Source organism: Methylobacterium sp. SyP6R (assembly GCF_019216885.1).
GTDB lineage: Bacteria > Pseudomonadota > Alphaproteobacteria > Rhizobiales > Beijerinckiaceae > Methylobacterium.
Window position 1 is genome coordinate 993,014 of the sequence record NZ_JAAQRC020000001.1, and the last position, 25,305, is coordinate 1,018,318.

General features: G+C 71.2%; 18 protein-coding genes and 1 other RNA gene. 14 read left to right on the top strand and 5 right to left on the bottom strand.

Going from position 1 to position 25,305, the window contains the following annotated elements; translation table 11 throughout:
- Positions 1–293 precede the first annotated feature (293 nt).
- The 5 genes from HBB12_RS04505 to HBB12_RS04525 all read left to right on the top strand — a co-directional run bounded on the left by HBB12_RS04505 (position 294) and on the right by HBB12_RS04525 (position 7,972).
- The gene (locus tag HBB12_RS04505) at positions 294–983 is read left to right on the top strand and encodes a response regulator transcription factor (protein WP_236988259.1); all 690 of its coding nucleotides are present in this window, start codon (positions 294–296) and stop codon (positions 981–983) included.
- Positions 980–2,437 carry a sensor histidine kinase gene (locus HBB12_RS04510; protein ID WP_236988260.1) on the top strand — a complete coding sequence of 486 codons (1,458 nt, stop codon included), beginning with the start codon at positions 980–982 and terminating at the stop codon, positions 2,435–2,437. The genes HBB12_RS04505 and HBB12_RS04510 overlap by 4 nt, the downstream gene beginning before the upstream one ends.
- Positions 2,434–5,337 (top strand): bifunctional [glutamine synthetase] adenylyltransferase/[glutamine synthetase]-adenylyl-L-tyrosine phosphorylase, encoded by a 2,904-nt coding sequence (locus HBB12_RS04515; RefSeq protein ID WP_236988261.1) that lies wholly within the window; start codon positions 2,434–2,436, stop codon positions 5,335–5,337. The genes HBB12_RS04510 and HBB12_RS04515 overlap by 4 nt, the downstream gene beginning before the upstream one ends.
- A 419-nt stretch (positions 5,338–5,756) precedes the next feature.
- Entirely contained in the window at positions 5,757–7,346 is a 1,590-nt protein-coding gene (locus HBB12_RS04520; protein WP_236992660.1) for a methyl-accepting chemotaxis protein, read from the top strand.
- Between the two features lie 98 nt (positions 7,347–7,444).
- The gene (locus HBB12_RS04525; protein WP_236988262.1) at positions 7,445–7,972 is read left to right on the top strand and encodes a DUF1203 domain-containing protein; all 528 of its coding nucleotides are present in this window, start codon (positions 7,445–7,447) and stop codon (positions 7,970–7,972) included.
- Here the strand turns inward: HBB12_RS04525 and HBB12_RS04530 are convergent.
- Positions 7,953–8,378: a GFA family protein gene (locus HBB12_RS04530; RefSeq protein WP_236988263.1), complete on the bottom strand. Its 426-nt coding sequence runs from the start codon at positions 8,376–8,378 to the stop codon at positions 7,953–7,955. The genes HBB12_RS04525 and HBB12_RS04530 overlap by 20 nt on opposite strands.
- 20 nt (positions 8,379–8,398) lie before the next feature.
- The gene (locus HBB12_RS04535; RefSeq protein ID WP_236988264.1) at positions 8,399–9,226 is read right to left on the bottom strand and encodes an EamA family transporter; all 828 of its coding nucleotides are present in this window, start codon (positions 9,224–9,226) and stop codon (positions 8,399–8,401) included.
- 134 nt (positions 9,227–9,360) lie between these two features.
- Between HBB12_RS04535 and gcvA the strand changes: the two genes are divergently transcribed.
- Entirely contained in the window at positions 9,361–10,239 is an 879-nt protein-coding gene (gene gcvA, locus HBB12_RS04540; RefSeq protein ID WP_236988265.1) for a transcriptional regulator GcvA, read from the top strand.
- A gap of 402 nt (positions 10,240–10,641) precedes the next feature.
- On the opposite strand, the gene HBB12_RS04545 is transcribed toward gcvA, so the two are convergent.
- Both HBB12_RS04545 and pepN read right to left on the bottom strand, forming a co-directional pair.
- Entirely contained in the window at positions 10,642–12,993 is a 2,352-nt protein-coding gene (locus HBB12_RS04545; protein ID WP_236988266.1) for a PAS domain-containing sensor histidine kinase, read from the bottom strand.
- 199 nt (positions 12,994–13,192) lie between these two features.
- Positions 13,193–15,850: an aminopeptidase N gene (pepN, locus tag HBB12_RS04550; protein WP_236988267.1), complete on the bottom strand. Its 2,658-nt coding sequence runs from the start codon at positions 15,848–15,850 to the stop codon at positions 13,193–13,195.
- A gap of 285 nt (positions 15,851–16,135) precedes the next feature.
- Here pepN and HBB12_RS04555 point away from each other — a divergent pair, with 285 nt between their 5' ends.
- Complete coding sequence (locus HBB12_RS04555) at positions 16,136–16,576, top strand: VOC family protein (protein ID WP_236988268.1); 441 nt, start codon at positions 16,136–16,138, stop codon at positions 16,574–16,576.
- 44 nt (positions 16,577–16,620) lie between these two features.
- Here HBB12_RS04555 and HBB12_RS04560 read toward each other — a convergent pair whose 3' ends face one another.
- Positions 16,621–16,791, bottom strand: a complete 171-nt coding sequence (locus HBB12_RS04560; protein WP_165083051.1) for a hypothetical protein — start codon at positions 16,789–16,791, stop codon at positions 16,621–16,623.
- A 146-nt stretch (positions 16,792–16,937) separates the two neighbouring features.
- Here HBB12_RS04560 and rnpB point away from each other — a divergent pair.
- The 7 genes from rnpB (at position 16,938) to mraY (ending at position 25,252) form a co-directional block, all read left to right on the top strand.
- Positions 16,938–17,371: RNase P RNA component class A (rnpB, locus tag HBB12_RS04565), an RNA gene on the top strand.
- A 426-nt stretch (positions 17,372–17,797) separates the two neighbouring features.
- On the top strand, positions 17,798–18,853 hold the full coding sequence (gene rsmH, locus HBB12_RS04570) for a 16S rRNA (cytosine(1402)-N(4))-methyltransferase RsmH (RefSeq protein WP_236988269.1): 1,056 nt from the start codon (positions 17,798–17,800) through the stop codon (positions 18,851–18,853).
- On the top strand, positions 18,850–19,299 hold the full coding sequence (gene ftsL, locus HBB12_RS04575; protein WP_236988270.1) for a cell division protein FtsL: 450 nt from the start codon (positions 18,850–18,852) through the stop codon (positions 19,297–19,299). Before rsmH ends, ftsL begins: the two co-directional genes overlap by 4 nt.
- Positions 19,300–19,382: 83 nt before the next feature.
- Positions 19,383–21,173 (top strand): peptidoglycan D,D-transpeptidase FtsI family protein, encoded by a 1,791-nt coding sequence (locus HBB12_RS04580; protein WP_236992661.1) that lies wholly within the window; start codon positions 19,383–19,385, stop codon positions 21,171–21,173.
- Entirely contained in the window at positions 21,170–22,627 is a 1,458-nt protein-coding gene (locus tag HBB12_RS04585; protein ID WP_236988271.1) for a UDP-N-acetylmuramoyl-L-alanyl-D-glutamate--2,6-diaminopimelate ligase, read from the top strand. The genes HBB12_RS04580 and HBB12_RS04585 overlap by 4 nt, the downstream gene beginning before the upstream one ends.
- A complete protein-coding gene (locus tag HBB12_RS04590) occupies positions 22,624–24,084 on the top strand; it encodes a UDP-N-acetylmuramoylalanyl-D-glutamyl-2,6-diaminopimelate--D-alanyl-D-alanine ligase (RefSeq protein WP_236988272.1) in 1,461 nt (486 codons plus the stop codon). The genes HBB12_RS04585 and HBB12_RS04590 overlap by 4 nt, the downstream gene beginning before the upstream one ends.
- A gap of 82 nt (positions 24,085–24,166) precedes the next feature.
- Positions 24,167–25,252 (top strand): phospho-N-acetylmuramoyl-pentapeptide-transferase, encoded by a 1,086-nt coding sequence (gene mraY / locus HBB12_RS04595; protein ID WP_236988273.1) that lies wholly within the window; start codon positions 24,167–24,169, stop codon positions 25,250–25,252.
- Positions 25,253–25,305 lie beyond the last annotated feature (53 nt).

Below are 25,305 nucleotides of genomic sequence, written 5' to 3' on the forward strand. Positions count from 1 at the left end.
CGGCATGGTCGCCGGACGCGGCGCCGCCCTCATCCCCCCGGGCGCCGCCGCGATCCAAGGCCCCGAGGGCCGAGGCGCCGGGTCATCATCGTCGCCCCCCAGACGACCCGGTGCTCCGCGCCGCGGCAGGCCGAGCCCCCCGCTCGGCCTGCCGACCCGGAGGCGACGCCCGACGTGCCGCACCTCCCCCCTCGAAGCGGCACGTCGGGCGGGGCCCGTTCCGGGGCCAGGGCGCCAGGATCCCGGATACGGAACTCTCCCGCGCGCCGGGGATCTGCCCTAGAATGCCCGACATGCGCCTCCTGATCATCGAGGACGACCGCGAGGCGTCCACCTACCTCTCCAAGGCCTTCCGCGAAGCCGGCCACGTCGCCGACACCGCCGATGACGGGCTCGACGGCTACGCGCTGGCGCGCGAGGGCGCCTACGACGTGCTGGTCGTCGACCGCATGCTGCCCAAGCTCGACGGCCTGTCGCTGATCCGGTCCCTGCGCGAGCAGGGCGTCGAGACGCCGGTGCTGATCCTGTCGGCGCTCGGCCAGGTCGACGACCGGGTGAAGGGCCTCAAGGCCGGCGGCGACGACTATCTCCCGAAGCCCTACGCCTTCTCCGAGCTGATGGCCCGGATCGAGGTCCTGGCCCGCCGCCGCGGCGGTGCGTCGTCCACGGAGGCGACGAGCTACCGCGTCGGCGACCTCGAACTCGACCGGTTGTCGCACCGGGTCACCCGGGCCGGCCAGGAGATCCCGCTCCAGCCACGGGAATTCCGCCTGCTCGAATACCTGATGCGCCATGCCGGCCAGGTCGTGACCCGCACGATGCTGCTGGAGCACGTGTGGGACTACCATTTCGACCCGCAGACCAACGTCATCGACGTCCACGTCTCCCGCCTGCGCGCCAAGGTCGACAAGGGCTTCGAGCGGCCGATGATCCACACCGTGCGGGGCGCCGGCTACATGGTCCGTGCCGGCGGCGAGGCGTGAGCGCGCCGGCCGCACCCGCGGGGCATGACGGCAGGAATGACGGGGTCCTGGCACGCCTCGGCACCCTGTTCCGCACCACCGCGTTCAAGCTCTCGCTCGCCTATCTCCTGGTCTTCGCCGCCTTCGCGTTCTTCGCCCTCGGCTACGTCGCCTGGAACGCCCGGCGCGTCCTCGACGACCAGATCGTCTCGACCATCGAGGCCGAGATCAACGGCCTGTCCGATCAATACGCCGCGGGCGGCATCCGTCGCCTCGTCAGCGTGGTCGAGCGCCGCTCGCGCGAGCCCGGCGCCTCGCTCTACCTCGTCACCACGCCGGCGGGCGAGCACGTCGCCGGCAACGTCGAGGCGCTGCCGCCCGGAACCCTCGCCGAGCCCGGGCAGACCGAGACGGCGTATGCCCGCAACACCGACAACGACCGCCTCGACCACCGGGCGATCGTCCGCATCTTCACCCTGCCGGGGGGCTTCCGCCTGCTCGTCGGCCGGGATGTGGAAGAGCGCGACCGCCTGCGGGCGGTGATCGGGAGGGCCTTCGCCTGGTCGCTGATGCTGGTGGTGGGTCTGGGCTTCCTCGGCAGCTGGTTCATCGCCCAGCGCGTGCTCAAGCGCGTCGACCACATGACCGACATCACCCGCACCATCATGGCGGGCGACCTCGACGGCCGTCTGACGCTCGCCGGCACCGGCGACGAGCTCGACCGGCTGGCGAGCAACCTCAACGCGATGCTCGACCGCATCGGCGAATTGATGCGCGGCATGCGCGAGGTCTCGGACAACATCGCCCACGACCTCAAGACCCCGCTCACCCGCCTGCGCAACAAGGCCGACGCGGCGCTCCGCGAGGGCAACGATCCGGATGCCTTGCGGGCGGCGCTCGAGGCCAACATCGAGGAGAGCGACAACCTGATCCGGGTGTTCAACGCCCTCCTGATGATCGCGCGGCTCGAGGCCGGCAATGCCCGCGAGGGGCTGGCGGAATTCGACGCGGGCGCAGTCGCCCTCGAAGTCGCGGAGTTGTACGAAGCGGTGGCGGAGGAACGCGGCATCGCCCTGACAGCCGAGGTCGAGGACGGCCTCAAGCTGCATGGCAGCCGCGAATTGATCGGACAGGCGATGGCGAACCTGATCGACAACGCCCTGAAATACGGCGCGGCCGCAGCCGAGCCGGTGCTCTGCGTCGCGGCGCGGCGGGAGGAGGGCGAGATCGTGCTGTCGGTCGCCGACCGGGGCGAGGGCATCCCGGAGGCCGAGCGCGGCCGGGTGCTGGAGCGCTTCGTGCGGCTGGAGACCGCCCGCACCCGCCCGGGCTTCGGACTGGGCCTGAGCCTCGTCAACGCGGTCGCCCGCCTGCACCAGGGCACCTTCGCGCTGGAGGACAACGCGCCGGGCCTGCGCGCGGTCCTGCGTCTGCCGGCCCTGCGCGACCAGGCACCGAAGGAGATCGCCGCATGACCGGGCCGCTCTCCGGGCGTCTCACCGCTGCGCCCCGCCTCGCCGAGCCGGAACGGGCGCAAGCGCGCCTCGCCGACCTCCTCACCGAGGCCCCCGACCTCGCACCGCTCCTCGGGGAGGACGGTCCGGCCCGCGACCTCCTGCTGGGCCTCGCCGACCACTCGCCGTTCCTGTGGGGCCTCGCCGCCCGCGATTCCGCCCGGCTCGCCGGGCTGCTCGCGCGCCCGCCGGAGGACTCGAACGCCGCGATTCTCGCCGACCAGCGGGGGGCCGGTCTCGCCGGGGGTGACGTCGCGCGGGCTTTACGCCGCAACCGCGCCGCCCACGCGCTCCTGGTGGCGCTCGCCGATATCGGCGGGGTCTGGTCGCTGGAGCAGGTGACCGCGGCGCTCTCGGATTTCGCCGATGCCTCGGTGAGCGCCGCCGTCGATGCCGCCCTCGTTCAGGCCGCCGGGACCGGCCGCTTCCTGGCGCCGGATCCCGCCCGGCCGCAGGACGGATCGGGCCTGATCGTGCTCGGCATGGGCAAGCTCGGGGCCGGCGAGCTGAACTATTCGAGCGACGTCGACCTGATCGTGCTGTTCGATCCCGACGTGGCTCCCCTGCGGGCGGGTGTCGAGGCGACGCCGTTCTTCAGCCGGATCGCGCAAACCGTCGCCAAGCTCCTCCAGGAGCGCACCGCCGACGGCTACGTCCACCGGGTCGACTATCGGCTCAGGCCCGATCCCGGCTCGACCCCGACCGCCCTGTCGCTGGCTTCCGCCTATACCTATTACGAGACGGTGGGGCAGAACTGGGAGCGCGCCGCCTTCATCAAGGCGCGGCCGGTGGCCGGCGACGAGGCGCTGGCCGACGGTTTCCTCGCCGAGCTGCGGCCGTTCATCTGGCGCAAATACTTCGATTTCGCCTCGATCGCCGACGTCCACGCGATGAAGCGGCAGATCCACGCGGTCCGCGGCCACGGCGCCATCGCGGTGGCCGGCCACGACATCAAGCTCGGGCGCGGCGGCATCCGCGAGGTCGAGTTCTTCGTCCAGACCCAGCAGCTCGTCTTCGGCGGGCGTCGCCCATCCTTGCGCGGCCGGCGCACGCTCGAGATGCTGGCGATGCTTCACGACGAGGGCTGGATCACGGCGGAGGCCCGCGACGAGCTCTCCGAGAGCTACCGCTTCCTCCGCACCGTCGAGCACCGTCTGCAGATGGTGGCCGACGAGCAGACCCAGCGCCTGCCCGACGATCCCCAAAAACTCGCGCGTTTTTCCCGCTTCCTCGGCTATCCCGACGAGACCGCCTTCGGCGAGGCGCTGACGGCGCAAGCGCGCCGGGTCCAGGGGCATTACGCCCTGCTGTTCGAGGCCGAGCCGGATCTGGCGGCGGAGGTCGGCGACCTCGTGTTCACCGGCGTCGAGGACGATCCCGGGACGCTCGCGACTTTGAGGCGCCTCGGCTTCCGGGCGCCGGAGCGGGCGACCGAGACGGTGCGGGGCTGGCATTTCGGCCGCCGCCCGGCGGTGACGAGCCCGCGGGCCCGCGAGGTGCTGACCGAACTGGTCCCGGCCCTGATCCAGGCCCTCTCCGGCACCGCCGATCCGGACGGAGCCCTCGCCGCCCTCGACCGCGCCTTCGGGCGGATGCCGGCGGCCGTCGAGCTTCTCACCATCCTGCGCTCGCACGAGCGGCTGCGGCTGCTCTTCGCCGATCTCCTCGGCACCGTGCCGCGCCTCGCCGACACGGTGGCGTTCAGCCCGCACGTCCTCGACGCGGTGATCGACCCCGCCTTCGTGGCGCCGGTGACCGAATCCGACGCGCTCTCCGAACAATTCCGCCTCGGTCTCGGCCAGCCCCGCGACTTCGAGGACTTCCTCGACCGCAGCCGCGACGCCGCCCGGCAATTGCGCTTCGTCACCGGCGCACGGCTCCTGTCCGGCATCCTGCCGCCGGCCGGCGCCGGCCGGGCCTATGCGGGCATCGCGGAAGCGGCCATCGCGGCGGCTCTCCGCGCCGTGGAGGCCGCCTTCGCGGAGGATCACGGCCGGGTGCCGGGGGGCCGCGTCGCGGTTTTGGGCCTTGGGCGTCTCGGCTCGCGCCAGCTCACCGCCGATTCCGACCTCGACCTCGTGGTCCTGTACGATTTCGACCCCGAGCGGCGCGAGAGCGACGGCAAGCGGTCCCTCGACGCGGCGGTCTACTACAACCGCCTGACCCAGCGCCTCGTCGCGGCGCTCACCGTGCCGACCCGGCGCGGCCGGCTCTACGAGGTCGACCTGCGCCTGCGCCCGAGCGGCGGGCAGGGGCCGATCGCCAACCAGTGGCAGCGCTTCTCGGCCTATTGGCGCGAGGAGGCGGCCCTGTGGGAGCACATGGCACTGACCCGCGCGCGGGCCGTTGCAGGCGACGACAGCCTGATGCGGGAGGCCGCGGCCGCCGCCGTCGAGGTCCTGCGCCAGAAGCGCGACGCGCGGAACGTCGTCGGGGAGGTGCGGACCATGCGCGCGCTCATCGAGCGCGAGAAGGGCGATCACGGCCCCCTCGACCTGAAGCTCGCCCCCGGCGGGCTTCTCGACCTGGATTTCCTCGCCCAGGCCCTCGTCCTGTCCCATGCCGTCACGCATCCCGACCTCGTCGGCCCCGACGCGCCGGAGGTGCTGGAGCGCGCCGGTCGCCACGGCCTGATGGATGCGGGGCTGACTGTGCGCCTCGTCACCGCCTACCGGCTCCTCGACGACGCCCACCACTGGCAGCGCCTGATGGTCGAGGGCGATTTCGGCCGTACCGCCCCGCCGGCGGCCCGCGCCCGCCTCGCCGCGGCGCTCGGCCAGCCCGACGAGGCGGCGCTGACCGCACAGCTCGCCGAGACTCGCGCCGGCGTGAGGGAAGCGTTCGGGGCCATCCTGGCGTGAGGCGCACGAAGGTTGCACGCCTGGGGAACATCCGGTCCTGCCGTGCGTTTTGGCCCCGGCTCGACACGGTTTCGACCAACGCATCCCGGTGGCGCGTCAGCCCTGCTCCGTTGCACAGCCAAAGCGTATATTTGCCGATATCACTGTAATACGGACAGGAATAAAAGCATCCGGCAGGATCGTGCAGGGGTGATCCCGTCCGGAACCGCCGGCACCCCGAGGCGAATAGGCTGGTTCACCGGTTCGGATCCTGGGGATTTACGCAGGATTAAGCCATTTGCCGTTTGCTGCGGTCCAACGGATATCGACCGAGGACCGGGCCCGTGCTCGCCAAATTCAAGATTCTTCACAAGCTCACCGCTGCCGTCCTGCTGATCGCCGCCCTGGTGGGCGGCTGCGTGTGGTACGCGCAGGGGCGTATGACGGCGATCGACGACGCCTACAGCCTGTACATCGTGCGCGAGGCGCGGGCGCCGGCCAGCGCCAGCCAACTCAACCGGACCCTCTTTTCCCTGACCTCCGCGACGTTCCGCATCATCGCCGAGACGGACGAGGCGCAGATGCGCCGCGCCAGCGCCGAGTTCGACGAAGCCGTCGCGATGGTCAAGCCGACCTTCGCGGCCCTGCGGGAGCGGGCGCCGACCTTCGCGGGCCGCGTCGACAAGATCGCCCATGACTTCGACGACCTCACCGCCAGGCTCAGGCAGGTCCTCGACCTAGGCATGACGCGCCGCAATGCCGAGGCGCTCGCCCTGTTCCGGCGCAGCGTCGATCCCGTCCTGCCCAGCCAGATCCAGGAGACGAGGAAGCTCGCCCTCGACATCCAGGACTACGTCGCCAAGACCTCGGACGAGCTGACCGACCAGACCAACGCCACCCGCGCCCGGCTGATGGCGATCAGCGCCCTCGGCCTCGGCCTGGGCCTCGTGGCGGTGGCCCTGGTGGCCGTGTTCGGCGTTACCCGCCCGATCGGCCGGCTGGTGCGCGTGCTCGAGCGCATGGCGCATGGCGAGATCGAGGCCGAGATTCCGGAAGCGCGCCGGGGCGACGAGGTCGGCGCCATCGGCCGCGCGGTCGAGGGCATCAAGGCGATGGTGGCCCAGAAGGCCGCCGAGCAGGCCGAGATCAAGCGGATCGCCGACGCGGCGGCGGCCGAGGCGCGCCGGCGCGCCATGATCGACCTCGCCGACGGGTTCGAGCGGGCGGTCGGCGGCATCGTCGGCATGGTCTCGACCTCGGCCACCGAATTGCAGGCGACCGCCGGGCAGATGACCGGGACGGCGACCGAGACGGCGAGCCAGTCCGCCGCGGTCGCGGCCGCCGCCGAGGAGGCGGCCTCCAACGTCGGTACCGTCGCGGCGGCGGCCGAGGAGCTCGGCGCCTCGGTGCAGGAAATCGGACGCCAGGTCGACGGCTCGGCGGGCCTCGCCCGCCAGGCGGTGGCGGAAGCCGACCGGACCGGCGCCCAGGTGCGCGCCCTGAGCCAGACCGTCGGCCGGATCGGCGACGTCGCCGGCCTGATCTCGTCGATCGCCGCCCAGACCAACCTGCTCGCGCTTAACGCCACGATCGAGGCGGCGCGTGCAGGGAGCGCGGGGAGGGGCTTTGCGGTGGTCGCCGCCGAGGTGAAGGAACTCGCGGCCCAGACCGCGAAGGCGACGGAGGAGATCGGCCAGCAGATCACTGCTGTGCAGAGCGCCACCGGCGAGACCGTCTCGGCGATCGGCGCCATCACCGCGCGGATCCGCGAGATCGACTCCGTCACGGTGGCGATCGCCGCCGCGGTCGAGCAGCAGGGCGTCGCCACCCAGGAGATCGTCCGCAACGTCTCCCAGGCCGCGACCGGCACCGGCGAGGTCACCGGCAACATCGCGGGTGTCGCCGGCGCCGCCGAGGAGACGGGCGCCGCCGCGACCCAGGTCCTCGCCTCCGCCACCGAGCTGTCGCGCCAGTCCGAGCATCTCGGGGCGGAAGTGGCACGTTTCCTCGCCACGGTGCGGGCGGCCTGACGCCTCGCGAGGTCCCGGGAGTGCCCGCGATTCGAGCGCAAGAAGCGGGATGAACCGCCGCCTCCGGACGCCGTAGGGCTCATGCCGGAGGTGACCGAATGACCGCTTTCCACTGTATCGCGATCGAGACCGAGACGGCCGCCCGCTTCCGGGCGACCGGCACGGACGATCGCGGCAACCCGCTCCGGCGGATCGTCGCGACGCCCGGCGGCGCCTTCCCGTGCCGGCACTGCCTGCGCCTCGCCGAACCGGGCGAGGCCATGCTGCTCGGATCCTACGACCTGCGAAAGCCGGTCGGCGTCTACTGGACGCCGAGCCCGATCTTCCTGCACGAGGCGGCGTGTCCGCGCGCCACAGCGGTCGACGAGGTCGCGCCGATCGTGCGGGCGAATCCGCTCGTCTCGGTTCGTGCCTATGACGGCCAGCACCAATGCCTCTACGATCTCGGCCATGTCTGCGCCGGTGCGGAAGTCGACGTGCCCCTCGCCCGCGCGCTCGACGATTCCCGCACGGCCTTCGTGAACATCCACACGGCGCGGCCGGGATGCCTGCTGGTGCGGGTCGAGCGCAGGCCGGTCGCGGACGAGGTTTGTCGAGGCGCCGCCGTCAGCGATCCGCCGGAATGAACCGGAGGGTGCCGGCGAGGCGTGCCGGCCTGCCGGTGTCGCCGGGATGCGCGATCCCGTCGGTCACCGGCACCTCGGGGAAATCGAACGGGCTGACCCCGTCGAGGCAGGCGACGTTCACGGCGTAGAGGCTGGTGTCCGATCGCCGCTGGTGGTGGGTGTAGATGCCGCAGCGGGAGCAGAAGAAGTGCTGCGCGGCTTTCGTGTGGAAGCGGTAGCGCGTCAGCATCGCCTCGCCCTGGAGGACCCTGATCCCGCCCACCTCCGCCATGGCGACGACGGCGCCGCGCATGCGGCAATACGAGCAGGTGCAGCGGCGGATCGAGTCGAATCCGTCGCCGAGCGATGCCTCGAAGCGCACCGCGCCGCAATGGCACTGGCCGACCCGGGTGATCCTGCTTCCCATGGTCCGTCTCCTGAGGTTCGTCACCAAGCCAGGCACGCCGCGCCGGCGGCGACGGCGAGGCACGAGGCGACCCGGCGCGGGCTCAAGCTCTCGCCGAGGAAGACCCGTCCGATGAGCGCGGCATAGACCACGCTGGTCTCGCGCAAGGCCGAGACCGTGCCCATCGCGTCGAACTGCATCGCCCAGATGACGATGCCGTAGGCGAGGATCGAGACGAGGCCGCCGCCGAGCGCCATCGCCGTCTGCCCAGGCGTGTAGGACGGCTTGGTTCTGCGCAATGCGAGATAGAGGGGCGGCATGGTCAGGCTCCAGAGCAGGAACATGCAGGCCGCGTAGGACGGGCTGTTGCCCGACAGGCGCACCCCGATCCCGTCGACGACGGTGTAGGCCCCGATGAGCAGGCCGGTGACGAAGGCGGCGGGGAGGAAGTCCGCCCGCAGCCGCCCGCCCTGGAGGGCAAGCGACAGGATGCCGCCGGAGACCAGCGCGATGCCCAGGATCGCAACGGGCCCGAGCGTTTCCTGCGCGAACAACGCCGCTCCGAGCGCGACGAGGACGGGCGAGGAGCCGCGCGAGATCGGGTAGGTCTGCCCGAGGTCGCCGGAGCGGTAGGTCCGTACCAGGGACAGGTTGTAGCCGGCATGGATCGCCGCCGAGGCGACGAGGTAGGGCCAGCTCGCCGGTTCCGGCCAGGGCAGGAGAACCACCGCAACCGCCGAGGCGCAAGCGACCGCGATCATCATCAGGGTCATCGACCAGAGCCGGTCGCTGCCGCCGCGCAGGACCGCGTTCCAGCCGGCATGGAGAATCGCCGCGCAGACGACGCCGGCAAGGACGATCGGGGTCATGCGGGGAGGACCCGGGGTAGCGTCGACCACCCGGGCGGGACGTCATTCTCGGTCTTCATGGGGGGCGAGGATGCCCCTCTCGCCGCACGCCGACAAACGCCTTATGGTGGCGCTCGCGTGAGGAAAACTGACACGTGCACCGCCGCCTGCCGCCGCTCAACGCCCTGAAGGCCTTCGAGGCGGCAGGCCGCCACGCGAGCTTCACCCTGGCGGCGGAGGAGTTGCGCGTCACCCACGGCGCGGTCAGCCGGCACGTGCAGGCGCTCGAAGCCTGGCTCGGCGTGAAGCTGTTCGAGCGCCACAACAGGCGGGTGGTGCTGACGGAGGCCGGACGGGGCTACCTCGCCGAGATCGGCGCGGCCCTCGACCGCGTGGCGCTCGCGACCGCGCGGCAACTGGAGCGCGGCCAGGCGCGGGTGCTCCATGTGAACACGCTCGCGACCTTCACCTTGCGCTGGCTGATCCCGCGGCTGCACGCCTTCCAGCGCGCCCACCCGGCCATCGAGGTCCGGCTGACGACCTCCACCGTGCCGCTTGCCGAGCTGGCCGGGCCCTACGACGTCGCGATCCGGGGCGGCCCCGATTCACGGCCGGGCCATGTCGGCCAAGAGTTCCTCACCGAGGAGCGCATCCCGGTCTGCAGCCCGGCCCTGCTGGCGCGCCTGCCGCTCGACGACTCGTCGCAGCTGACGGGGCACACGCTCCTGCACGCGGCGACGCTGCCCGGGGTCTGGCCGCAATGGCTCGCTGCAGCGGGCGTGCCCGACCTGGAGCCGCAGGCCTCGATCACGCTGGAGCACTTCTACCTGACCTTGCAGGCGGCGCTCGACGGGTTGGGGGTGGCGATGGGCCCGACGCGGCTCATCGCCGACGACGTGGCGGCGGGCCGGCTGGTGCTGCCCTTCGCAGGGCCCCGGCTTCCGGCGCACAGCTACTACACCTACGTACCGGAGGCCCGCCGGGACGATCCGGTCGTGCGGGCCTTCTGCGAGTGGCTGGCGACGGCGGGGTGAGGGCTTGTCGATTGGTCGCTGCAGATTGCAGCCCCACCGCGTCATTCCGCGGCCGCGTAGCGGAGCCCGGAAGCCAGAACCGCTGACTGCTCGGGAAAAGACGGATCGCGTTCCGCTTCATCCTTTCACCCCTGCGTTTCTGGATTCCGGGCTCCGCTTTCGCGGCCCCGGAATGACGCGGTGAATGCCAGAAGACTGTCGAGAAGCTCGTACGCTTTCCGATTGATCGCTTCGCGATGCGGAAAGCGGCTTCGCTCAGGCGCCGCGCGGGCTGGTGATACGGCTTCCGGAAGGAATCTTCAGGAAGCCGTATCAAACAAGCTTTGAGGCGAGGGGACAGGATGCGCCGTGCCGTCTTCGGCTTTCAGCGGACAGGGTCGCTCAGTCGCACACGGCCGGCCCTCACGCCTGGAGTTCCGCCGCCGCCTCCTGCGCCTCGGCCGCCTCGTTGCGGCCGGGCCGGGGCAGGCGCACCAGGACGATCGTGCCGGTGCCTTCCTCGGAGCGGATGCGCAGGCCCCCGCCATGGAGCTCGGCGAGCGAGCGGGCGATGGCCAGCCCGAGGCCCGAGCCCTTGTAGCTGCGGGCGAAGTTGGTCTCGACCTGCTCGAAGGGATAGCCGAGCTTCGGCAAAGCCGCCTTCGGGATGCCGATGCCGCTATCCTCGACGAAGATGTGCACCGAATCGATGGCGCGCCGGGTGCGCACCGCCACCCGGCCGGCCTCGGGCGTGAACTTCACGGCGTTCTGGAGCAGGTTGACCAGGATCTGGTGCAGGGCGCGCTCGTCGGCCATCACCAGGGTGTCGGCGCTCATCTCGACGCTGACGGTGAGCGCCTTCATTCGGGCCGGCTCGGCGATCAGCTTGAGGGCGCGCTCCAGCGCCTCGCTCACGGCGACCGGCTGCTTGGCGAGCTTCACCCGGCGGGCGTCGATCCGCGACATGTCGAGGATGTCGTCGATGACCGACAGCAGGTAGTGGCCGCTGGAGCGGATGTCGCGGCAATATTCGCGGTACTTCTCGGAGCCGAGGGACCCGAACACCTCGCTCTCCATCACCTCGGCGAAGCCCAGGATGGCGTTCAGCGGGGTGCGCAGCTCGTGGCTCATATTGGCCAGGAACTCGGATTTGGAGCGGTTGGCGCTCTCGGCCTGGGCCTTCTGGTCGAGGTAGCGCTCGGCGAGGTCGGCGAGCTGCTGGGTCTGGAGTTCGAGGGTCCGGCGGGACCGCTTGAGATCCGCGATGGTGGCGATGAGCTGGCGTTCCGATTCCACGAGCCGCTCCTGGTGCCGTTTCAGGGCCGTGATGTCGGTGCCGACCGAGACGTAGCCGCCGTCCTTGGTGCGGCGCTCGCTGATCTGCAGCCAGCGCCCGTCGGCGAGCTCGGCCTCGAAGGTGCGGGCTCCCGCTTCCGGGAACTCGCCGGCGGGGATCTCGCGCCGCACGGTCGGCAGGGCGGCGCGCCCCATGATGGCATCGTAGCGCCGGCCCGGCTGCGCCTCGTCGGCGGTGAGCGCGTGCAGGCGCCGGAACTTCGAGTTGCACAGGACCAGGCGGTTCTGCGCATCCCACAGCACGAAAGCCTCGGACACCGCCTCGACGGCGTCGCGCAGGCGCATGTCGGCGGTGGCGGTCGATTCGGCCAGCCGCCGCTGTTCCGAGATGTCGATCACGATGCCGACCAGGTGCCGGCCGTTGTCCTCGAGATCCTGCACGATCTCGGCCCGGGCCTTGAGCCAGACCCATTCGCCCCCGGCGGCACGGATGCGGAACTCGTGGTCGACGGTGGTGTCGCGGGCCGCCAATTGGCGGGCGAGGCCATAGAGGTCGGTGTCGTCCGGATGGACCAGGGCGTTCACGTCGCCGAAGGAGAGGAATTCCTGCTCCCGCACGTAGCCGAGGAGCTGGTACATCGAATCCGACCAGTAGATCCGGCCGCGCGGGATGTCCCAGTCCCACAGGCCGCAGCGGCCGCGGCCGAGCGCCGTGTCGAGGCGCTGGCGCACCTGCTCGCAGACCCGGTCGACGGCCCGCGCCCGGTCGGCCTGGAGCGCGTAGGCGAGGCCGGTGCAGACCACCACCAGCGTCACGGCGCCGACCAGCACCGCGGCGATGCGGGCCCGCCCGGCCCAGAGGGCGGTGACCGAATCGAGGGTCTGCACCACCGCGACCTGGGCGATCCCGCCCCCGCCCGGTACCGAACGCACCGTCGCCAGCGCCCGCTCGCCGTTGCCGAGCACGACGTTGAGCACGCCGGCACGCTCGCCCATGATGCCGAGCACCTGCACCTCGCCGACGAACTCGCCGAAATTGCGCGGCAGGGCGGGCTGCTCGGGCAGGGTGGCCAGGATCGCGTCGTCGGTGCCGATCAGCAGCACGGAGCGGCCGGCCGGCAGGCCGCCGGGCGGCAGCAGGCGCACCAGCCGCTCGCGCAAGGCGGCCGGCGCCATCACCTCGGACGGGACCGCGCCGGCGGAACGGGCGAGCGAGGCCGGCAACGTCCCGGCCATCAGGCGGGCCACCAGGTCGATATCGCGCCGCGCGTCGCTCACCACCTCCTCGCGGTGGCCGGAGAGTTGCAGGGCGGTGACGGTGCCGAGGCAGAGCAGGAAGGCCGCCAGCATCGCCGGGACGGCGAAGCGGAGCCAGGATTCCGCGTGGGCGAGGCGCTGGTGCGCGGATTTCGAAACCCGGCTGATCCCCAGGATCGTCGCGGCACGCGCCGCGAAGGGGGCGGGATCCGCCTCCAGCATACCCAAACCCCCAACGGAACAAAAAGACAGATGCCGCGGAGGTTCCCGGCAGGCCCCCGAATCGAGCGTCAATCTGGCATTTCCACAAGCATTTTGTCCAGCGCCTCGCGCCTTGGAAATGAAGTGTTAACCAGTGATCGGATCGCCCGCGGGTGCTGGATATGACGCGATTCTACCTGCGGCCACAACGGCTTATGCATTATTTCACGGGTGCGAGCGATCGTCCGGCGATGTCGCTGACGTCGGGGGAGAGGCCCGGCGCCTCGGCCACCCGCCGCAGGGCGGATTCGGCCCGCAGGCGGCGCCCGCCCTCGACCATACGCCAAGTATTGAAGGCAGTTAGCAGCCGCGCCGCGACTTGTGGATTTTTTCCGTCGAGGGCCAGGACGACCTCCGCGGTCAGGTCGTAACCCGCCCCGTCCGGGCGGTGGAACTGAGTCGGATTGTTGAGGCTGAAGCTGGCGATCAGCGAGCGGACCCGGTTCGGGTTGCCGAGCGAGAAGGCCGGGTGGCGCATCAACCCGCGGACCCGCTCCAGCGTCCCGTCCTCCGGGATCATCGCCTGGAGGGCGAACCACTTGTCGAGCACCAGGGGCTCGTGGCGGTAGGATTCACCGAAGCGGGCGAGGGCCGCCTCCCGGGCCTCGCCCGGCACCAGGCTCAAAGCGGCAAGCGCCGCAAGCCGGTCGGTCATGGTCGAAGCCGTCTCGAGCTGGGCCAGCGCCAGGGCGGTGCCGGCCTCCGGATCGGCCGCGGTCACGAGGTCGAGGGCGGCGTTGCGCAAGGCCCGGCGCCCGGCGCTGGCGGCATCGGGGCTGAACGGCGCACCCGGCGGCTCGGCCAGCGCGTCGCGCAAGGCGAGCAGCCGGGGCCCGAGATCGCGGCCGAACTGCACCCGCAGGCTCTGGCGCGCGCGCCAGATCGCATCGGGATCGACCTCGGATTGGAAGGTCTGCGCCACCTCCTGCTCGCCCGGCAGGGTCAGGACCAGGGCGGCGAAGGCGGGATCGGACAGCGCCTCGCCGTCGAGGAAGGTCGCGAGTGCCGCGGTGAGGCCCCCGGCCTCCGGCCCGGCCTCGGGCTCGAGCGGCGCACCGGCCTTCGCGCGGGAGACCAGCACCTCCATGGCGAGGGTCTGGGCCGACTGCCAGCGATTGAAGGCGTCGGAATCGTGGGCGAGCAGGGTCAGGCGCTCGTTCCGGGTGAGCGCGTGCTCGACCTTCACCGGCGCCGAGAAGCCGCGAAACAGCGACGGTACCGGCGCCTTGGCGATTCCGGTGAAGACGAGGCTGGCCTCCGCCGTCTCGAGCACGAACACGCCGTCCCGCACCCGCTCGCTCGCCGCTGCGACCGCCCCACCCTCGGGGGCGACGAGGCCGAGCGCCACCGGGATCACCAGGGGTTGCGGCGCGGCAGCGGCAGCGGCCTCGGTGGCGATCACCGGCAGGCTCTGGCGGAAGGCGAGGGTGTAGGTCCGGGCGGACGGGTCGTAGCTGCCCGATACCGCGACGGTCGGCGTCCCGGCCTGCTCGTACCAGCGGGCGAAGGCGGTGAGGTCGCGCCCGCTCTCGATGGCGAAGGCGGTGAGGAAATCCTCCACCGTGGCAGCCGTGCCGTCGCAGGTGGAAAAATACCGGTCCATGCCGCGCCGGAAGGTCTCGGGGCCGAGCAGGGTGCGCAGCATCCGGACGATCTCGGCGCCCTTCTCGTAGACCGTCGCGGTGTAGAAGTTGTTGATTTCGCGATAGGCCTGCGGCCGCACCGGATGGGCCAAGGGACCTGCATCCTCCGGGAACTGGCGGGCGCGGAGCGTGCGTACCTCGGCGATGCGGTGGACCGGGCGCGAGCGCTCGTCGGAGGAGAATTCCTGATCGCGAAAAACCGTCAGGCCCTCCTTGAGGCAGAGCTGGAACCAGTCGCGGCAGGTCACCCGGTTGCCGGACCAGTTATGGAAGTATTCGTGGGCGATGATCGCCTCGATGTTGGCGTAGTCCGCATCGGTGGCGGTGTCTTGACTGGCCAGAACGTACTTGTCGTTGAAGATGTTGAGGCCCTTGTTCTCCATCGCCCCCATGTTGAAATCGGAGACCGCGACGACGTTGAAGATGTCGAGGTCGTAGGCGCGTCCGAAGGTGCGCTCGTCCCAAAGCATCGAGCGGGCGACGGCGTCGAGGGCGAAATCGGCGCGACCTTCCTTGCCGGGCTCGACATGGACGGCGATCTCGACCTCGCGTCCCTCCATGGTGGTGAAGCGCGACGCCACCCGGCCGAGCCGGCCGCCGACCACGGCGAACAGGTAGGCGGGCTTCGGGTGGGGGTCGTGCCAGACCGCATAGTGCCGGGTCAGGCCGACCGCGCCCTGCTCGACCGGGTTGCCGTTGCCGAGCAGAACCGGCGCGTCGGCCCGCTCGGCCTCGATCCGGGTGGTGTAGACCGCCATCACGTCCGGCCGGTCGAGGAAGTAGGTGATGCGTCGGAAGCCGTCCGCCTCGCACTGGGTGCAATAGACGCCGTTCGAGCGGTAGAGACCCATCAGCTTGGTGTTGGCGCTCGGGTTCACCTGCGTGGCGATCTCGAGCACGAAGGGGCGCTGCGGCGGCTGGTGCAGGGTCAGCGAGCGGGGCGTCACGTCGATCGCGCCCGGACCGGTCGGCTGCCCGTCGAGCGCGATGGCGAGCAGGGTGAGCTCGTCGCCGTCGAGGACGAGCGGCGCCCCGGGCTCGCCGGCCGGGTTCGGCCGCAGGGCGAGCGTCGCGGTGATCCGGGTCTCGGTCGGATGCAGGCGCAGGTCGAGGTCGACGCGGTCGATCAGGTAGTCGCTCGGGCGGTAATCGGCGAGGCGCGTGATCGACGGCATGGCGGGGTCCTCGGCGGTCGCGCGGGGCGCGGCGCAAGAGCGGCGCTAGGATCGAGAGCCTTTGCACCGGTGCCGGCCGCAGCGCAACGCGGGATCGGCAAGAGACGGCCAAGGGACGGCCAAGGGACGGCCAAGAGGCGGCCAAGAGACGAACGCGGGGACCATCGACGCGAGGGATCTCGGCCTTTCCTCCCGACCCTCCCACCGGAGGACGGCCGCCCTAGCTACGACGCCGGACCCGGCGCCCGGGACGGGCGCCCCGACATGGAAGGAGCGAGAAGCGCCATGGAATACCTGCACACGATGGTCCGCGTCGCCGATCTGGAGCGTGCGCTCGACTTCTACTGCAACAAGTTCGGCCTCCAGGAGGTGCGCCGCACCGAGAGCGAGAAGGGCCGCTTCACCCTGGTCTTCCTCGCCGCCCCGGGCGACGCCGCGCGGGCCAAGGAGAGCAAGTCGCCGCTGCTCGAACTGACCTACAACTGGGATCCGGAGGAGTATACCGGCGGGCGCAACTTCGGCCACCTGGCCTATCAGGTCGACGACATCTACGCGACCTGCCAGAAGCTCCAGGATGCCGGCGTGACCATCAACCGCCCGCCGCGGGACGGCCACATGGCCTTCGTGCGCTCGCCCGACGGCATCTCGATCGAGATCCTCCAGAAGGGCGGGGCCAAGCCGCCGCAGGAGCCCTGGGCCTCGATGCAGAATACCGGCAGCTGGTAGTCACAGGCGGGCGGGCCCGACGCGGCCCGCCCTTCTGGCGGCGTCTACGCCCCGGCAGCGGGCGTAATGCCGAGTTCGGCCAGCTTGGCGTGGATCGCCGTGACCGGGCGCTTGAGCTTCAGGCTCATCACGGAGGGCGAGACGCCCTCCTGCGCCATGGCCTTGAGCTGCTGCACGGTCTCGAGCGTCCAGCCCGCCTCGATGTTCTCGCTCATCAGGGTTGCCTCCGTTCTCGCGGCCGCGTCGGGGCGGCCTTGAGACCGGCAGGTAGGGAGTATCGACGGCGCGGCAACCCGGCCCGCGCGCCTCGCGGACCACCACAGCCTTGACGCGGGCGCTCGCGCATCGCACATCGGCGCCGTCAGCCGGCCGGGCGGCCGCTCCGGTCCCGTCGGCAGGTTCGCCTGCCCAAGCGGGATCCGGGGAGGAAAGTCCGGGCTCCATGAAGAGACGGTGCCGGATAACGTCCGGCGGGGGCGACCCCAGGGACAGTGCCACAGAGAGCAGACCACCGCGCGGGTTCTCGCGAACCCTCCGCGGCCAGGGTGAAAGGGTGCGGTAAGAGCGCACCGCGGACGCGGCAACGCGGACGGCACGGCAAACCCCACCGGGAGCAAAACCGAATAGGGGCGGCACGCGCGAGACATCGCGCACGGCCTTCTTCAGGCCCGTCGCCCGGGTTGGTTGCTCGAGGCGGCCGGCAACGGCCGTCCCAGAGGAATGGCCGCCACGTCCGGGGGATCCTTGCGGATCCACCGGGCCATACAGAACCCGGCTTACAGGCCGGCTGATACCCAATTGATAAAAAGCCCGGTCCAGGGCCGCCCCAGCTGAAATTCAGCCGGGGCGAGGCATCGCCGAGATCAAGCCGGGGCCCGCGGGCGAACAGCTCTGCCCGCCTCGACTTTCCGGCGCGGCGCGCAGCCATCACAAGCCTTCGTTAACCTTGCTGGTCTCTGATGCCATCGGGGCGGGTGCTGCCCGCCGCGTGTGCCCTCGCGTTGACGACCCCAGAGGCCCATGATACCCCGAGCCACCCCGTCCACGGCGATTCCAGCATCGGCGGCCTCACCCCGCGAGAGCGGGCGCGATGGTCGCGCGTCGATGTCTCGCGTGGGCAAAGCGGCGCCCTGGCGCCGATCCCGGCCGGCTTCGGCCCGGCTCGTGCGGACAGCGGAACACCATGGATCGTCACGCCTCAGGGCGCGCCCGGCGCGCGGGATGGGCTTTTCGCTCGGTCGAGTCGGAGTGCCGGTCGTGACCGAGGCCGCCCCCCACATCCCGGTCCTGCTCGCCGAGGTCCTGACGGCGCTCGGCGTCTCCTCCGGCCCGGTCTCCGTGATCGACGGCACCTTCGGGGCCGGCGGCTACACGAGGGCGATCCTGGCGGCCGATCCGCGGACCCGCGTGCTCGCCATCGACCGCGACCCAACCGCCATCGCCGCCGGCCAGGCCCTGGTCGAGGCGGAAGGAGGGCGCCTGACCCTGGTCCAGGGCCGCTTCGGCGACCTCGACGCGATCGCGCGCGACCACGGCTTCACGCAAGCGGACGGCGTCGTGCTCGATATCGGCGTCTCGTCGATGCAGCTCGACCAGGCCGAGCGCGGCTTCTCGTTCCGGTTCGACGGCCCCCTCGACATGCGGATGGAACGGGCGGGCGAAAGTGCGGCCGACCTCGTCAACGAGGCCTCCGAGGCGGCGCTCGCCGACGTGATCTACCATTACGGCGAGGAGCGCCGGGCCCGCGCCGTCGCCCGCGCGCTGATCGAGGCGCGCCGGCGCGGCCGCATCGAGACCACCGCGGCGCTCGCCGACATCGTCGCCGGCGTCGTGCGGGCCGAGCCCGGCAGCGGCATCCATCCGGCGACCCGGACCTTCCAGGCCCTGCGCATCGCGGTCAACGACGAGCTCGGCGAGCTGCAGCGGGCCCTGCACGCCGCCGAGCACACCTTGAGGCCGGGCGGGCGCCTGGCGGTGGTCACCTTCCACTCGCTGGAGGACCGCATCGTGAAGCAGTTCTTCTCGGCCCGCAGCGGCCGGGCGGTCGCGGCCTCGCGCCACCTGCCGATGGCCGCGCAGCCGACACCGCGCAGCTTCACCCTCGCCACCAAGGGCCCGGTCGCCGCCGGCGAGGCCGAGTGCAGGGCCAATCCCCGGTCGCGCTCGGCCAAGCTCCGAGCCGGCGAGCGCACCGACGCGCCCGCGCCGCCGCCGCTGACCGTGCTCGAAACCCTGGCCTCCCTGCCCGAGACCCAGACGCGGGGAGGGCGCCGGTGATCCGCCTCCTGCACCTCGCGGCGATCGCCGGGCTGATCGCCTCCGCCATCTACGCCTACTCGATCAAGTACGACACGCTCTACCAGGCCGAGCAGGTCGCCAAGCTGAAGACCCGCCTGCGCAAGGAGCGCGACGCGATCGCGGTCCTGCGCGCCGAGTGGCAATTGCTCACCCGGCCCGACCGGCTCCAGGGTGCGGTCGACAAGTACCTCGACCTCGAGCCGATCGGCACCGCCCATCTCGGCCGGCTCGCCGACCTGCCGGCCAAGGCCGATCGCGGCGACGAGATCGCCCGCAAGCTCGAGGCGCTCGGGCTGGGCGCCACGGCGACGCCCGCGACCAAGGAGCGCGCGCCCTCCACCACCGCTGCCCGCAGCGAGGAGCCGCGCACCACCGGCTCCACGTCCACTCCCACCCGCACCGTCACCCCGACGGCCAAGAGGTAGGCGCCGTGACCCAGGATCAGGACTTCCAGGCTCACGACCCGCAGGCGCACGATCAGCACGGCCCCGAGGTCGATCCGGCGCCCATGGATGCGCGAGAGCCCGTCGCCGACGAGCCTGCACTGCCCCGGCGCAGCCTGGCGGAGATGCTTCGCGGCGGCGTGCTGGCGATGTTCCGCCTCTCGGTCGAGCGCAGCGCCGCCCGCGTCGGCCTCGTCGGCCTCGTCTTCGGCACGGTGTTCCTCGCGCTGATCGGCCGCCTCGTCAGCTTCGCGCTCCTGCCGGACGATCCGGGCACCGCCCAGGCTCGCCGGGCCGAGGCCGGCGGCACCGCGCAGGTGCGGCCCGACATCATCGACCGCAACGGCGAGATCCTGGCCACGGACATCCGCACCGTCTCGGTCTTCGCCGAGCCGAAGAACATCTACGACAAGGACGAGGCGGTGGAACTGCTCACCGCCGTCCTGCCGGACATCAACGCCCGCGACCTGCGCGAGAAGCTGTCGTCGAAGAAGGGCTTCGTCTGGGTCAAGCGCGAGATCACACCGCGCCAGCAGGCCGAGGTCCACCGCCTCGGTATCCCGGGCATCGGCTTCCTGTCCGACCACAAGCGGGTCTACCCGAACGGCACCGCGGCGGCCCACATTCTCGGCGTGACCAACCTCGACAATGTCGGCATCGCCGGCATCGAGAAGTACATCGACCGCCAGGGCCTGCGCGACCTCAACAGCCTCGGCTTCGTCGAGAAGTCGGCCGACATGGCGCCGGTCCAGCTCTCGATCGACCTGCGCGCCCAGCACGCGGTGCGCGACGAGCTGGCCTGGGGCATGGAGCATTACCGCGCCAAGGCGGCGGCCGGCGCGATCCTCGACGTGACCACCGGCGAGGTGATCGCGCTCGCCTCGCTGCCCGATTTCGATCCGAACGAGCCGAAGGACGCGCTCGATCCCGACCGGATCAACCGGATGAACGTCGGCGTCTACGAGATGGGCTCGACCTTCAAGGCGATGACGCTCGCCATGGCGCTCGATTCGGGCAAGTTCAACGTCAACTCGACCTTCGACACCCGCGGCGGCGTGCTGCATTGGGGCCGGCAGAAGATCCACGAATATCACGGCACCAACCGGGTCATCACGATGCCGGAGGTGTTCACCCACTCGTCCAACATCGGCTCGGCCAAGATGGCGCTCGGCATCGGCGTGCCCGGCCACAAGGCCTTCCTGAAGAAGATGGGCCTGCTCGACCGGATGCGCACCGAATTGCCGGAGAGCGCCGAGCCGATCATCCCGCCGCGCTGGACCGAGATCAACACCATCACCATCGCGTTCGGCCACGGCCTGGCGGTGGCGCCGCTCCAGGCCTCCGCCGCGGTGGCGGCGATCGCCAATGGCGGCTTCCTGATGACGCCGACCTTCCTCAAGCGGACCGAATCGGAAGCGCGCGAGAAGGCGACGCAGGTGCTCTCGCCCCAGACCAGCGAGGCGATGCGCTACATCATGCGCCTCAACGCCACCGAGGGCTCGGCCAAGAAGGCGGCGATTCCGTACTACTACGTCGGCGGCAAGACCGGCACCGCCGAGAAGGTGATCCGCGGCCGCTACGTCAAGAACCGGCTGTTCACCACCTTCATGGCGGTGGCCCCGATGGACAAGCCGAAATACCTGTTCGTCACCATCATGGACGAGCCGCAGCCCGTCGCGGCGGAATCCGGCTCATACGCCACCGCCGCCTACAATTCGGGCGTCGTCACCGGCCGGGTGATCGCCCGGGTCGCGCCGATCCTCGGCCTGCCGCCGCAATTCGAGCCGCCGGTGAAGCCGTTCCCGCTGATGGTCAAGCTCGGCGCCTACCACGTCAACATGCTGGACGGAAAATGAGCCCCACCCTCGGCGATCTGTTCGCGGAGGCCGGTGCGGATGCCGGCCTTGCCCTCACCGGCCTCACCGCCGACAGCCGCAAGGTCGAGCCCGGCTTCGTCTTCCTGGCGGTGCCCGGCAATGCCGCCGACGGCCGGCTCTTCGCCGCCAAGGCCGCTGCGGCCGGCGCGGTGGCGATGGTGGCGGAAGGAGAGCGCCCGGCCGACCTGCCCGACTCAGTCGCCTATCTCGCGGTACCGGATGCGCGCCGGGCCCTGTCGCAGGCCGCCGCCCGGCTGCATCCGGGCCAGCCCGGGACGGTGGTGGCGGTCACCGGCACTGCCGGCAAGAGCTCGGTCGCCGATTTCGTGCGCCAGATCTTCGGCCGTCTCGGCCGGGAGGCGGCGAGCCTCGGGACGCTCGGCGTGATCACCACGAGCGGCGGCGCCTACGGCTCGCTCACAACCCCCGACCCGATCACCCTGCACCAGACCCTCGACCGGCTCGCCCATGACGGCGTGACGGAACTCGCCATGGAGGCCTCCTCGCACGGGATCGAGCAGAGCCGCCTCGACGGGGTAAGCCTGACGGCGGCCGGCTTCACCAATCTCGGCCACGACCACCTCGACTATCACGGCACGCCGGAGGCCTATCTCCAGGCCAAGCTCCGGCTGTTCACGACGCTTCTGCCGAAGGACGGCACGGCGGTGGTCAATGCCGACGGGCCGCAGAGCGGGGCGGTGATCGCCGCCGTCCGGGCTCGCGGCACGAGGCTCGTCACCACCGGCCGGGCCGGGGAGGGGATCCGCCTCGTCTCCGCCCGCCAGGAGGGCTTCGCCCAGCGCCTCGAGATCGCGATCGGGGCCGCGGCTTACACAGTCGACCTTCCCCTCGTCGGCACGTTCCAGGTCGAGAACGCGCTGGTGGCCGCCGGCCTCGTCCTGGCGACCCCGGCCGGGGCCGGGCGCGAGGCGGAGGTGATCGCGGCGCTCTCGCATCTCGCCGGGGTGCCCGGGCGACTGGAGCGGGTCGGTACGGTGCGCGACGCGCTCTGCATCGTCGATTACGCCCACAAGCCCGATGCGCTCGCCAACGTCCTCGATGCGTTGCGCGCCTTCACCACCGGGCGCCTCGTCTGCATCGTCGGCTGCGGCGGCGACCGCGACCGGGCCAAGCGCCCGCTGATGGGCCGGATCGCCGCCGAGAAGGCCGACCGGGTCATCGTCACCGACGACAACCCCCGTAGCGAGGACCCCGCGACGATCCGCGCGGCGATCCTGGCGGCGGCGCCGGGTGCGGAGGAGATCGGCGACCGGGCGGAGGCGATCCGGACGGCGGTACGCGACCTTCGCGCCGGCGACGTGCTGGTTGTAGCCGGCAAAGGTCATGAAACGGGCCAGATCATCGGCGACCGCACGCTGCCTTTCTCCGACCGCGACGCGGTCCTGAGCGCGATCGAGGAGACCCGCGCATGACCGAGCCCCTCTGGACCCTGGATGACGCCGCCGCCGCCATGGGCGGCCGCGTGGTCGCGGACGCTTCCGCCCCGCGCGCGCTGTCCGGCATCTCGATCGACACCCGCACCCTGAAGGTCGGGGACCTGTTCTTCGCGATCCGCGGCGAGGCCCGCGACGGCCACGATTTCGTGCGCGACGCGCTCGCCCGCGGCGCCGGTGCCGCGGTGGTGGCCGAGGAGCGCGCCGCCGACCTCGCCGAGGCCGGCCCGCTGATCGCCGTGCCCGCCCGTGACGAAGACGGCGTGCTCGCCGCGATGCGTGGCCTCGCCGTCGCGTCGCGCGCCCGCACCGGCGCCCGGGTCCTCGCCGTCACCGGCTCGGTCGGCAAGACCGGCACCAAGGAGGCCCTGCGCCACGTTCTCGCCGCGCAGGGCACCACCCACGCCTCGGTCGCTTCCTACAACAACCATTGGGGCGTGCCCCTGACCTTGAGCCGGATGCCGGCGTCGAGCGCGTTCGGGGTGTTCGAGGTCGGCATGAACCATGCCGGCGAGATCGCTCCCCTGACCCGGCTGGTCCGGCCCGAGATCGCGATCGTCACCACGGTCGAGCCGGTCCATATCGAGCATTTCCGCTCGCTGTCCGGCATCGCCGACGCCAAGGGCGAGATCTTCTACGGCCTGGAGCCCGGCGGCGTCGCGATCATCAACCGCGACAACCCGAATTTCGAGCGGCTGAAGGCCCATGCGCTCGCCTCCCGCGCCGGCCGGGTGGTCAGCTTCGGCGAGCACCGCGACGCGGACGTGCGCGCCGAGCGCATCGTGATGCGGCCCGACCTGTCGATCGTCGACGTGCGGGCGATGGGGCTGCCCGTCACCTACCAGCTCGGCACCCCGGGCCGGCACACGGCGCTGAACTCGCTCGCCGTCATCGCCGCCGTGCAGGCGCTCGGCGCCGATCTCGCGCTCGCCGCCCTGTCGCTGGCCCAGTTGCGGCCTCCGGCCGGCCGCGGCGCCCGCCACGTCCTCCAGGTCGCGGGCGGCGAGGCGCTCCTCGTCGACGAGAGCTACAACGCCAATCCGGCCTCGGTGCGGGCCGCGCTCAGCACGCTCGCGGGCGTCGAGACGTCCGGGCGGCGCATCGCGGTCCTCGGCGACATGATGGAACTGGGGGCGGACGCTCCCCGCCTGCACCGCGAACTGGCGCAGGCCGTCGAGGAGCACGGCATCGATCTCGTCTTCACCGCCGGTCCCCTGATGCAGGAGCTGTTCGAGGCGCTGCCGGCCTCGCGGCGGGCCGGTGCCCGCGCGGCGTCCGTCGAACTCGTCGATCCGGTGGTCGAGGCCCTGCGGCCCGGCGACGCCGTGATGGTCAAGGGCTCGAACAGCACCCGCATGGGCCGGATTGTCGAGGCGCTCAAAGCCCGCTACGGCGGGGCCGCGGACCAGGATCTCGCCATCGGCCGATCCGGCTGAGCGACCCTCCAAGGACTTCTGACGCGGCGGCGCGGGCCTTTTGCCCGGGGCTGCCGCGCGCCCACGATCGGATGAATCCGGGATGCTCTACCTCCTCTCCGACCTGAGCGGCGTGTTCTCGCCGCTCAACGTCTTCCGCTACATCACCTTCCGGACCGGCGGCGCGCTGTTCACGGCGGGCTTCTTCGTGTTCTGGTTCGGGCCCTGGATCATCTCGCTCCTGCGCCTGCGCCAGGGCAAGGGCCAGCCGATCCGCGAGGACGGCCCGCAATCGCACCTCTTGACCAAGCGCGGCACGCCGACCATGGGCGGGCTGATGATCCTGGCCGGCGTGATGGTGGCGGTGATCCTCTGGGCCAATCCGCGCAACCACTACGTCTGGATCGTCATGATGGTGACGCTGGGCTTCGGCGCGATCGGCTTCTACGACGACTACCTCAAGGTCACGAAGCAGAGCCACAAGGGCTTTTCCGGCAAGTTCCGCCTCGCCCTCGAGGCCCTGATCGCGGTCGCGGCCTGCGTCGCGGTGGCGGAATACTCGGCGCCGGGCCTGGCCTACCGGCTCGCCTTCCCGGTCTTCAAGGACGCGATCATCAATCTCGGCCTGTTCTACGTCGCCTTCGCGGGCTTCGTGATCGTCGGCGCGGGCAACGCGGTCAACATCACCGACGGCCTCGACGGGCTCGCCATCGTGCCGGTGATGATCGCGGCGGCGACCTTCGGGATCATCGCCTACCTGGTCGGCAACGTCATTTATGCGTCCTACCTCCAGGTGAACTACGTCCCGGGCACCGGCGAGCTGGCGGTGGTCTGCGGGGCGCTCATCGGGGCGGGCCTCGGCTTCCTGTGGTTCAACGCGCCGCCGGCCCAGATCTTCATGGGCGATACCGGCTCGCTGGCGCTCGGCGGCCTGCTCGGCACCGTCGCGGTGGCGACGAAGCACGAGATCGTGCTCGGCATCGTCGGCGGCCTGTTCGTGCTGGAGATCCTCTCCGTCATCATCCAGGTCGCCTCGTTCAAGCTCACCGGCAAGCGCGTCTTCCGCATGGCGCCGATCCACCACCATTTCGAGCAGAAGGGCTGGAAGGAGCCGCAGGTGGTGATCCGGTTCTGGATCATCGCGGTGGTGCTGGCGCTGCTGGGGCTGGCGACCTTGAAACTGCGGTAGGGGCCGGGGCCGGGCTTGCGTTCTCTCCCACGACAATAACACCCTCCATGTCA